Source organism: Enterobacter sp. C3_dUdeg, from assembly GCF_057536195.1.
In genome coordinates this window covers 18179-29208 of sequence record NZ_BAAKFX010000019.1, presented here as the reverse complement: position 1 = coordinate 29208, position 11030 = coordinate 18179, and the positions used below count along the sequence as shown (strand labels likewise).

The following is an 11030-nucleotide window of genomic DNA, read 5'->3' as shown; positions in this document are numbered from 1 at the left end:
TTTGGAGCGGGAAACGAGACTCGAACTCGCGACCCCGACCTTGGCAAGGTCGTGCTCTACCAACTGAGCTATTCCCGCAAATCTGCACTGCTTTTGTTGCTGTTGTAACGTGTAATTCTCTGTCGTTACGGGAGGCGCATTATACGAGAAATCCTTTTAGCTGCAACCCCCCTTAAAGCGATTTTTTCGAAATTAAGTTCAAATGCTTAATTAATCGGCAAGCTGAACAATTTAACGACAAAAACCCGGCCACGCAAGGCGCCGGATCGCAAAATCACAGCTTAATAAAGTTTTCGCGGTAGTAGGAAAGCTCCGCCACAGACTCACGGATATCGTCCATCGCCTGGTGAGTCCCCTGCTTTTTAAAGCCGTCGAGGATTTCAGGCTTCCAGCGACGCGCCAGCTCTTTCAGAGTGCTGACATCCAGATAGCGGTAGTGGAAATATGACTCCAGTTCCGGCATGTACTTAAACAGGAAACGGCGATCCTGGCCGATGCTATTTCCACAGATAGGCGATTTGCCTGCCGGAACCCACTGTTTCAGGAACTCAAGCGTCGCCAGCTCCGCCTCGCGATCGCCGAACGTGCTCGCCTTCACGCGCTCTACCAGGCCACTGCCGGTGTGGGTGCGCACGTTCCATTCATCCATCAAAGCCAGCTGGTCGTCGGACTGATGCACCGCAATCGTTGGCCCTTCAGCCAGGATATTCAGGTTAGCGTCCGTCACCAGCGTTGCAATTTCAATGATGCGATCGCGCTCGGGATCCAGCCCGGTCATTTCGAGATCGATCCAAATCAGGTTGTTTTCATCCGCGCTCATGTTATTTTCCACCCTTCTCGCATAACCGGCAGTAGCAGGTTAACTAGTATTAATTAGAGTGTATCATAGAGGTTTTGCCCCTTACGGGCGACCAGGAGCCAGCGCGATTGAGTAAAAATAAACTCTCCAAAGGGCAGCAGCGCCGCGTAAACGCCAACCACCAGCGCCGTCTTAAAACCACTTCGGAGAAGCCGGATTATGACGACAACCTGTTTGGTGAAGCGACAGAAGGCGTAGTTATCAGCCGTTTCGGTATGCATGCCGATGTCGAATCCGCCGACGGGGATATCCACCGTTGCAATATCCGTCGCACCATCCGTTCACTGGTTACCGGCGATCGCGTGGTCTGGCGACCGGGTAAAGAGGCGGCGGAAGGCGTTACGGTAAAAGGTATCGTTGAAGCGGTTCATGAGCGCACGTCCGTGTTAACCCGTCCCGATTTCTACGACGGGGTCAAACCTATTGCCGCCAACATTAACCAGATCGTCATTGTTTCGGCGATTTTGCCCGAACTTTCGCTCAACATTATCGACCGATATCTCGTCGCCTGCGAAACGCTGCAGGTTGAACCGATTATCGTGTTGAACAAAATCGATCTGCTGGATGACGACGGTATGGCCTTCGTGAATGAGCAGATGGATATCTACCGCAAGATTGGTTACCGCGTGCTGATGGTCTCCAGCCACACCAAAGATGGCCTTAAACCGCTGGAAGAGGCGCTGACCGACCGCATCAGCATCTTTGCGGGCCAGTCCGGCGTAGGTAAATCGAGCCTGCTGAACAACCTGCTCGGCCTCCAGCAAGAGATCCTGACCAACGATGTGTCCAACGTCTCTGGCCTGGGCCAGCACACCACCACCGCCTCGCGTCTGTATCATTTCCCGCACGGCGGCGACGTGATCGACTCCCCGGGGGTGCGTGAGTTCGGTTTGTGGCACCTTGAGCCGGAACAAATCTTTAACGGATTTGTCGAATTCCATGATTATTTAGGCGCCTGTAAATACCGCGACTGTAAGCACGATAACGACCCAGGCTGTGCTATCCGTGAAGCGGTTGAGAAAGGCGAGATCGCGGAAACCCGCTTCGAGAATTACCACCGTATTCTTGAGAGCATGGAAGACGTAAAAACGCGTAAAAACTTTTCTGATTCTGATAACTGACAACTAAGCTAAGCATCGCTAAAATCGTCCCCTTTTTTCAGGTTCCGGCGGCTTGACGTCGGATCAGGAACGACAAAACAATGGCCTGGAGGCTACCTTGTTAAACGCATTTAAACTTTCGCTTCAATACATTCTGCCAAAACTGTGGCTCACTCGCCTGGCGGGCTGGGGCGCAAGCAAACGCGCGGGCTGGCTGACCAAACTGGTCATCGACCTTTTCGTAAAATATTACAAGGTCGACATGAAAGAGGCGCAGAAGCCGGATACCGCCAGCTACCGCACCTTCAACGAGTTCTTCGTACGCCCGCTGCGTGACGAAGTGCGCCCGCTGAACACCGATCCTAACGTCCTGGTGATGCCGGCAGACGGCGTGATCAGCCAGTTGGGTAACATCGAAGACGACAAAATCCTGCAGGCGAAGGGCCATAACTACAGTCTGGAAGCGCTGCTGGCGGGTAACTACCTGATGGCGGATCTGTTCCGCAACGGAACGTTTGCCACCACCTATCTGTCACCGCGCGACTACCATCGCGTGCACATGCCGTGTAACGGTATCCTGCGTGAAATGATTTACGTCCCGGGCGACCTGTTCTCCGTAAACCACCTGACCGCGCAGAACGTGCCGAACCTGTTTGCCCGTAACGAGCGCGTCATCTGTCTGTTCGATACTGAATTTGGCCCTATGGCACAGATTCTGGTCGGTGCGACCATCGTAGGCAGCATCGAAACCGTCTGGGCGGGCACCATCACCCCACCGCGCGAAGGCGTGATCAAACGCTGGACCTGGCCTGCCGGTGAAGCGGAAGGCTCGGTGGCCCTGCTGAAAGGTCAGGAGATGGGTCGCTTCAAGCTGGGCTCTACCGTAATCAACCTGTTTGCGCCGGGCAAAGTGAAGCTGGCTGAACAGCTCGAAAGCCTGTCGGTCACCAAACTGGGCCAGCCGCTGGCGGTCTCTACCGAAACCTTCGTTACGCCGGATGCAGAACCAGCGCCGCTACCGCAGGAAGAGATCAACGCCGAGCACGACGCCAGCCCGCTGGTTGACGACAAAAAAGACGAAGGCTAACAACAGAAGGATCGCTGACGTGCGCCCGATTATCGTTCTACTGATGGCCTGGTGCCTCAGCATGGGGGCGTACGCAGCGACAGCCCCCGACGCCAAACAGATAACCCAGGAACTGGAGCAGGCAAAAGCGGCTAAACCCGCTCAGCCAGAGACCGTCGAGTCGCTCCAGGCTGCCCTGAACGCGCTTGAGGAGCGGAAAGGCTCTCTTGAGCGCGCTCAGCAGTATCAGCAGGTTATCGACAATTTCCCCAAACTCTCGCAGACGCTACGCGCGCAGCTCAATAATTTGCGTGACGAACCGCGCGATGTGCCAGCAGGTATGACCTCCGACGCCCTGAACCAGGAGATCCTGCAGGTCAGCAGCCAGCTTCTGGAAAAGAGCCGCCTTGCCCAGCAGGAGCAGGAGCGAGCGCGTGAAATTGCCGACTCCCTCAGCCAGCTTCCGCAACAGCAAACCGATGCCCGCCGCCAGCTTAATGAAGTTGAGCGTCGCGTGGGTACGCAAAGCGGCAATACGCCACAGGCTCAGGCTCAAAATCTGGGCCTGCAGGCAGAATCGGCTCGCCTGAAGGCCCTTGTCGATGAGCTGGAGCTAGCGCAGCTTTCCGCCAATAACCGCCAGGAGCTGTCGCGGATGCGCTCTGAACTCGCTCAGAAGCAGAGCGAGCAGCTGGATGCGTATCTCCAGGCCCTGCGCAATCAGCTTAACAGCCAGCGTCAGCGCGAAGCCGAGCGTGCCCTTGAAAGCACCGAACTGCTGGCGGAAAACAGCGAAAACCTGCCTGCCGGTATCAACGAACAATTCAGGGTCAACCGCGAGCTTTCTGCCGCGCTGAACCAGCAGGCGCAGCGCATGGATCTGGTTGCCTCGCAGCAGCGTCAGGCCACCAATCAAACCCTGCAGGTTCGCCAGGCGCTCAACACCCTGCGCGAGCAGTCCCAGTGGCTCGGGTCATCAAACCTGCTGGGCGAAGCGTTACGCGCCCAGGTCGCGCGCCTGCCGGAAATGCCGAAGCCGCAGCAGCTGGATACCGAGATGGCCCAGTTGCGCGTTCAGCGCCTGCACTTTGAAGATCTTCTCAATAAACAGCCGCAAATCCGCCAGATCCGTCAGGCTGACGGCCAGCCCCTGACCAGCGAGCAAAACCGTATTCTGGAAGCCCAGCTGCGTACCCAGCGTGAGCTGCTGAACTCTCTGCTCCAGGGCGGGGATACGCTGATTCTGGAGCTGACCAAGCTAAAAGTCTCCAATAGCCAGCTGGAAGATGCGCTGAAAGAGGTGAACGAGGCTACGCACCGTTATCTCTTCTGGACGTCCGACGTGCGTCCGATGACCTTCTCGTGGCCGATTGAGATTGTCCAGGACCTGCGCCGCCTGATTTCGCTGGACACCGTCAGCCAACTGGGACAGGCCAGCGTGATGATGTTTACCAGCAAAGAGACCATTTTCCCGCTGCTGGGGGCGTTGATTCTGGTGGGCTTCAGCATTTACTCGCGCAGACATTTCACCCGCTTCCTGGAGCGTTCCAGCTCCCGGGTCGGGAAAGTCACCCAGGATCACTTCTGGCTGACGTTGCGCACCGTATTCTGGTCGATTCTTGTCGCCTCTCCGCTGCCGGTGCTGTGGATGACGCTGGGGTATGGCCTGCGGGAAGCCTGGCCCTATCCGCTCGCGGTCGCGATTGGCGATGGCGTCACCGCCACGGTGCCGCTGCTGTGGGTGGTCATGATTTGCGCCACCTTCGCGCGCCCCAATGGCCTGTTTATCACCCACTTTGGCTGGCCGCGTAATCGCGTTGCGCGCGCCATGCGTTACTACCTGATGAGCATCGGGCTGATTGTGCCGCTGATTATGGCGCTGATCATGTTCGATAATCTCAACGACCGGGAATTCTCAGGCTCGCTGGGGCGCCTCTGCTTTATGCTGATATGCGGGGCGCTGGCCATCGTCACGCTCAGCCTGAAACGCGCGGGTATTCCGCTCTATCTCGATAAATCCGGCAGCGGCGAAAACATGTTCAACCGGCTGCTCTGGAACCTGCTGCTTAGCGCGCCGCTGTTTGCGATGCTGGCAGCTGCGGTAGGCTATCTGGCAACCGCGCAGGCGCTGCTGGCGCGGCTGGAAACCTCGGTGGCCATCTGGTTCCTGCTGCTGGTGGTGTACCACGTAATCCGCCGCTGGATGCTGATCCAGCGCCGCCGTCTGGCCTTTGACCGAGCCAAGCATCGCCGGGCGGAGATCCTCGCCCAGCGCGCGCGGGGTGAGGAAGAGCCAAACCACGTCAACAGTACGGAAGGCACAACGGAAGCGGACGAAGTCGAGCTGGATCTGGATGCCATCAGTACCCAGTCCCTGCGCCTGGTTCGTTCCATACTGATGCTGATTGCCCTCCTCTCGGTCATCTTCCTGTGGTCAGAGATCCACTCCGCATTCGGCTTCCTGGAGAACATCTCTCTCTGGGACGTGACGTCTACGGTGCAGGGTGTTGAAAGCCTGGAGCCGATTACCTTAGGGGCGGTGCTGATTGCCATTCTGGTGCTGATCATCACCACGCAGCTGGTACGCAACTTCCCGGCGCTGCTGGAGCTTGCGCTGCTGCAGCATCTGGATTTAACGCCGGGGACGGGCTATGCGATTACGACCATTACCAAATATCTGATCATGCTGTTTGGCGGGCTGGTTGGCTTCTCGATGATCGGTATTGAGTGGTCGAAGCTGCAGTGGCTGGTGGCGGCCCTTGGTGTAGGGTTAGGTTTCGGCTTACAGGAGATCTTCGCCAACTTCATCTCTGGCCTGATCATTCTGTTCGAAAAACCGATACGTATTGGCGATACCGTAACGATTCGCGATCTGACCGGCAGCATCACGAAGATCAACACCCGTGCGACGACGATCAGCGACTGGGATCGCAAAGAGATCATCGTGCCAAACAAGGCGTTTATTACCGAGCAGTTCATCAACTGGTCGCTGTCAGACTCCGTTACCCGCGTGGTGCTGACGGTACCGGCGCCGTCGGACGCCAACAGCGAAGAGGTCACCCAGATCCTCTACACTGCCGCTGAGCGCTGTTCGCTGGTAATCGACAACCCGGCGCCGGAAGTATTCCTTGTGGATTTACAGCAGGGGATCCAGATTTTCGAGCTGCGCATCTACGCCGCCGAAATGGGACACCGTATGCCGCTGCGCCATGAGATCCACCAGCTGATTCTGGCGGGCTTCCGCGAGCACGGTATTGATATGCCGTTCCCACCGTTCCAGATGCGTCTCGAAAGCCTGGACGGGCGTAAAACGGGAAGAACGCTGACGTCAGCGGCGCGTACGCGCCCGGCGGGAAGTTTGTAAGGTAAGCGGGGCAACCCTCTCCCGCGGGAGAGGGTAAACTGCCGTCAGGCGCGATCTACGGTAAACGCAATCACATCGCCAAGCTGCTCTGCGCCCAGGGCCAGCATCACCAGACGGTCAACACCCAGCGCCACGCCGGAGCAATCCGGCAGACCTGCTTTTAATGCTTCAAGCAGATTAACATCAATAGGCTGCTGCGGCAGACCGCGCGCGGCGCGCTTGCGGTTATCCTGCTCGAAGCGCTGCTGCTGCTCGCGGGCATCCGTCAGTTCGTGGAAGCCGTTCGCCAGCTCGATGCCTTTGTAATAGACCTCAAAACGCTCTGCGACACGATGATCTTCGGTACTGATCTGCGCCAGCGACGCCTGGCTTGCCGGGAAGTGATAGACAAAGGTCGGACGGTCTTTGCCAATCTGCGGTTCTACACCGAAGGTAAACAGCAGCTGCAGCAGCGTGTCGCGATCCTCTTCGGTATCCGCCACGTTGCTGAGATCCAGTTTTGCCGCCACTTCGCGCAGCTGGGTTTTGTCCGCCGACAGCGGATCGATTTCCAGATGGCGCTGGAAAGCCTGCTGATAGGAGAGCGTTTCGGCTTCCGAGCAGTCCAGCACCTGCTGGAGCAGATCGTCCACCTCATTCATCAGGCGGTACATATCATAATGCGGGCGGTACCACTCCAGCATGGTGAATTCCGGGTTGTGGTGACGCCCCATCTCTTCATTACGGAAGCTGCGGCACAGCTGATACACCGGGCCACACCCCGCCGCCAGCAGGCGTTTCATGTGGTATTCCGGGCTGGTCATCAGATACAAATTCATGCCCTGAGAGTGGCCGGGGCCAACAAAACGGGTTTCAAACGGCACCAGATGAATATCCGTTACCGTTGCCTGACTCATGCACGGCGTTTCCACCTCCAGGACTCCGCGGTCGGCAAAGAAACGGCGGATCTCCGCCATAATTGCAGCGCGTTTTAAAAGATTAGGGATGGATGCGCTCGGCTGCCAGGTGGCCGTTTCGCTCATGAGTTGTTCTCCGATTTCAGACAAGGGCACGAAGTCTACTCGTTAGCAGGGGCAGAGACAAATTTTGCGCAGTAAAAAAGCGCATTTCATTTAGGTGAACTTTTTCGTGACGTATTTCATCAATCTTCATGATAAATCGCCGTACAGAACAGCAAAAAAATCGAACACGTCAAATTTCCCTGACATCTACACGGTTATACTGTTTTACCCATAAAGGAGCAGTGGAAACGCTTTCGCAATCGTCCTTTTGGACGGGTGAACTACCTTTAGTTTGTCGCGTTGCGAAATAACAAAAATCTGGAGGAATGTCGTGCAAACTTTTCAAGCCGATCTTGCCGTAATAGGCGCTGGCGGGGCTGGATTACGTGCTGCGATTGCTGCAGCACAAGCTAATCCCAACGCTAAAATCGCATTGATTTCAAAAGTCTATCCAATGCGTAGTCACACAGTGGCAGCAGAAGGAGGATCCGCCGCCGTTGCGCAGGATCATGACAGCTTTGAATACCATTTCCACGACACGGTTGCAGGGGGCGACTGGCTTTGCGAGCAGGATGTCGTTGACTACTTTGTGCATCATTGTCCCACGGAAATGACCCAGCTTGAACAGTGGGGATGTCCGTGGAGCCGCCGTCCTGACGGCAGCGTCAACGTTCGCCGCTTTGGCGGTATGAAGATTGAACGCACCTGGTTCGCCGCCGATAAAACCGGCTTCCACATGCTGCACACCCTGTTCCAGACCTCCCTCCAGTTCCCACAAATTCAGCGCTTCGATGAACATTTCGTCCTCGACATTCTGGTTGATGACGGACAGGCGCGTGGCCTGGTGGCGATGAACATGATGGAAGGCACGCTTGTCCAGATCCGCGCCAACGCGGTAGTGATGGCGACGGGCGGTGCGGGTCGCGTTTATCGTTATAACACCAACGGCGGCATCGTCACCGGTGACGGCATGGGCATGGCGCTCGGTCACGGCGTACCGCTGCGCGATATGGAGTTCGTGCAGTATCACCCAACCGGCCTGCCGGGATCCGGCATTCTGATGACGGAAGGCTGCCGCGGTGAAGGCGGTATTCTGGTCAATAAAAACGGCTACCGCTATCTGCAGGATTACGGCATGGGCCCGGAAACTCCGCTCGGCGAGCCGAAGAACAAATACATGGAACTCGGCCCGCGCGACAAAGTCTCTCAGGCCTTCTGGCACGAGTGGCGCAAAGGCAACACCATCTCCACGCCGCGCGGCGATGTGGTCTATCTCGACCTGCGTCACCTTGGTGAGAAGAAACTGCTGGAACGTCTGCCGTTCATCTGCGAGCTGGCGAAAGCTTACGTCGGCGTCGACCCGGTGAAAGAGCCGATTCCAGTGCGTCCAACCGCGCACTACACCATGGGCGGGATCGAAACCGACCAGCAGTGCGAAACCCGTATTAAAGGCCTGTTCGCCGTCGGCGAGTGTTCCTCCGTGGGTCTGCACGGCGCCAACCGTCTCGGGTCTAACTCGCTGGCAGAGCTGGTCGTCTTTGGCCGCATGGCGGGCGAGCGCGCGATGGAGCGGGCAGCTACCGCAGGCGAAGCCAACGGTGCCGCGCTGGATGCGCAGGTCGCAGACGTTGAAAAACGCCTGAAAGATTTGGTGAACCAGGAGGGTAACGAGAACTGGTCTAAGATCCGCGACGAGATGGGCCTGTCGATGGAAGAAGGCTGCGGTATTTACCGTACGCCAGAGCTGATGCAAAAAACCGTCGACAAGCTGGCGGAACTGCAGGAGCGCTTCAAGCGCGTACGCATCACCGATACCTCCAGCGTATTCAACACCGACCTGCTCTACACCATCGAGCTGGGCCACGGTCTGAACGTCGCGGAATGTATGGCGCACTCTGCGCTGGCGCGTAAAGAGTCGCGTGGGGCCCACCAGCGTCTGGACGAAGGCTGTACCGAACGTGACGACGTCAATTTCCTGAAACACACTCTCGCCTGGCGCGATGCAGATGGCACCACACGTCTGGACTACAGCGACGTGAAAATCACCACGCTGCCGCCGGCTAAACGCGTGTACGGTGCAGAAGCAGAAGCCGCCGAGAAGAAGGAGAAGGCGAATGGCTGAGATGCAAAAAATGAAGGTTGAAGTGGTGCGCTACAATCCGGAAGTGGACGCCGCACCGCACAGCGCTTTCTATGAAGTCCCTTATGACGAGCAAACCTCCCTGCTGGATGCGCTCGGCTATATCAAAGATAACCTGGCGCCAGACCTGAGCTACCGCTGGTCCTGCCGCATGGCAATCTGCGGCTCCTGCGGCATGATGGTCAACAAGGTGCCGAAGCTGGCCTGTAAGACCTTCCTGCGCGAGTACACCAAAGGCATTAAGGTCGAAGCGCTGGGCAACTTCCCGATTGAACGCGATCTGGTGGTCGATATGACCCACTTTATCGAAAGCCTGGAAGCCATTAAGCCGTACATCATCGGTAATCCGCGCACGCCGGATCAGGGGCCAAATACCCAGACGCCGGCTCAGATGGCGAAATATCATCAGTTCTCCGGCTGCATCAACTGCGGCCTGTGCTACGCAGCCTGTCCACAGTTTGGCCTGAACAAGGAGTTCATCGGCCCGGCCGCCATTACCCTGGCGCACCGCTATAACGAAGACAGCCGCGACCACGGTAAAAAAGAACGTATGGCGCAGCTTAACAGCCAGAACGGCGTCTGGAGCTGTACCTTTGTGGGTTACTGCTCCGAAGTGTGTCCGAAGCACGTCGACCCGGCCGCCGCAATTCAGCAGGGTAAAGTAGAAAGCTCGAAAGACTTTCTTATCGCTACCCTGAAACCACGCTAAGGAGTGCATGATGACGACTAAACGCAAAGCCTATGTGCGGCCTGTGCCGTCCACCTGGTGGAAAAACCTGCCGTTTTATCGCTTCTATATGCTGCGTGAAGGCACGGCGGTACCGGCGGTCTGGTTCAGTCTTGAGCTGATGTACGGCGTTTTTGCCCTCAAGCATGGCCCGGAAGCCTGGGCCAGCTTTGTCGGTTTCCTGCAAAACCCGATCATTGTTGTTCTGAACCTGATCGTGCTCGCGGCCGCGCTGCTTCATACCAAAACCTGGTTTGAGCTGGCGCCAAAAGCCGCGAACATCATCATAAAAGACGAGAAAATGGGGCCAGAGCCGGTGATTAAAGGGCTCTGGGCAGTGACGATTCTGGTCACTGTGGTCATTCTGTTTGTCGCACTGTTCTGGTAAGGAGACTACTGTGATCAATCCAAATCCAAAACGTTCTGACGAGCCGGTCTTCTGGGGCCTGTTTGGCGCAGGCGGCATGTGGAGTGCCATCATCGCCCCCGTCATCATTCTGCTGGTCGGCATTATGCTGCCGCTGGGGCTGTTCCCGGGCGATGCGCTGAGCTACGAGCGCGTGCTGGCGTTCGCGAGCAGCTTTATCGGCCGCGTGTTCATCTTCCTGATGATCGTCCTGCCGCTGTGGTGTGGCCTGCACCGTATTCACCATGCGATGCATGATCTGAAAATCCATGTACCGAGCGGTAAATGGGTGTTCTACGGTCTGGCGACCATCCTGACCGTGGTGACGCTGATTGCCGTGGTCACCATCTGACGCTTCAGGCCCGCC

General features: G+C 57.0%; 9 protein-coding genes and 1 tRNA gene. 7 read left to right on the top strand and 3 right to left on the bottom strand.

Features of this window, described 5'->3' with window-relative positions:
* Positions 1 to 2: 2 nt before the first annotated feature.
* Both AC27FC_RS22915 and orn read right to left on the bottom strand, forming a co-directional pair.
* Positions 3 to 78, bottom strand: a tRNA-Gly gene (locus AC27FC_RS22915).
* A 196-nt stretch (positions 79 to 274) separates the two neighbouring features.
* Entirely contained in the window at positions 275 to 820 is a 546-nt protein-coding gene (gene orn, locus AC27FC_RS22910; protein ID WP_023310130.1) for an oligoribonuclease, read from the bottom strand.
* Positions 821 to 927: 107 nt separating this feature from the next.
* On the opposite strand from orn, the gene rsgA reads away from it, so the two are divergent.
* The 3 genes from rsgA (at position 928) to mscM (ending at position 6389) form a co-directional block, all read left to right on the top strand.
* Positions 928 to 1980 (top strand): small ribosomal subunit biogenesis GTPase RsgA, encoded by a 1053-nt coding sequence (rsgA, locus tag AC27FC_RS22905; protein ID WP_023334242.1) that lies wholly within the window; start codon positions 928 to 930, stop codon positions 1978 to 1980.
* A 97-nt stretch (positions 1981 to 2077) separates the two neighbouring features.
* The gene (asd, locus tag AC27FC_RS22900) at positions 2078 to 3046 is read left to right on the top strand and encodes an archaetidylserine decarboxylase (protein WP_033144458.1); all 969 of its coding nucleotides are present in this window, start codon (positions 2078 to 2080) and stop codon (positions 3044 to 3046) included.
* 19 nt (positions 3047 to 3065) lie between these two features.
* Positions 3066 to 6389, top strand: coding sequence for a miniconductance mechanosensitive channel MscM (gene mscM / locus AC27FC_RS22895; RefSeq protein ID WP_039261016.1), 3324 nt, complete (start codon positions 3066 to 3068; stop codon positions 6387 to 6389).
* 44 nt (positions 6390 to 6433) lie between these two features.
* Here the strand turns inward: mscM and epmA are convergent, their stop codons facing one another.
* Positions 6434 to 7411, bottom strand: a complete 978-nt coding sequence (gene epmA / locus AC27FC_RS22890; protein ID WP_024907345.1) for an elongation factor P--(R)-beta-lysine ligase — start codon at positions 7409 to 7411, stop codon at positions 6434 to 6436.
* Between the two features lie 310 nt (positions 7412 to 7721).
* Between epmA and frdA the strand changes: the two genes are divergently transcribed.
* From frdA to frdD, 4 genes are read left to right on the top strand one after another with little or no spacing between them, the layout of a single operon-like run.
* Positions 7722 to 9512: a fumarate reductase (quinol) flavoprotein subunit gene (gene frdA / locus AC27FC_RS22885; RefSeq protein WP_023310125.1), complete on the top strand. Its 1791-nt coding sequence runs from the start codon at positions 7722 to 7724 to the stop codon at positions 9510 to 9512.
* Positions 9505 to 10239, top strand: a complete 735-nt coding sequence (locus AC27FC_RS22880; RefSeq protein ID WP_023310124.1) for a succinate dehydrogenase/fumarate reductase iron-sulfur subunit — start codon at positions 9505 to 9507, stop codon at positions 10237 to 10239. The genes frdA and AC27FC_RS22880 overlap by 8 nt, the downstream gene beginning before the upstream one ends.
* A gap of 10 nt (positions 10240 to 10249) precedes the next feature.
* On the top strand, positions 10250 to 10645 hold the full coding sequence (gene frdC, locus AC27FC_RS22875; RefSeq protein ID WP_032662400.1) for a fumarate reductase subunit FrdC: 396 nt from the start codon (positions 10250 to 10252) through the stop codon (positions 10643 to 10645).
* Positions 10646 to 10655: 10 nt separating this feature from the next.
* Positions 10656 to 11015, top strand: coding sequence for a fumarate reductase subunit FrdD (frdD, locus tag AC27FC_RS22870; protein WP_000609653.1), 360 nt, complete (start codon positions 10656 to 10658; stop codon positions 11013 to 11015).
* The last annotated feature ends 15 nt before the right edge of the window (positions 11016 to 11030 follow it).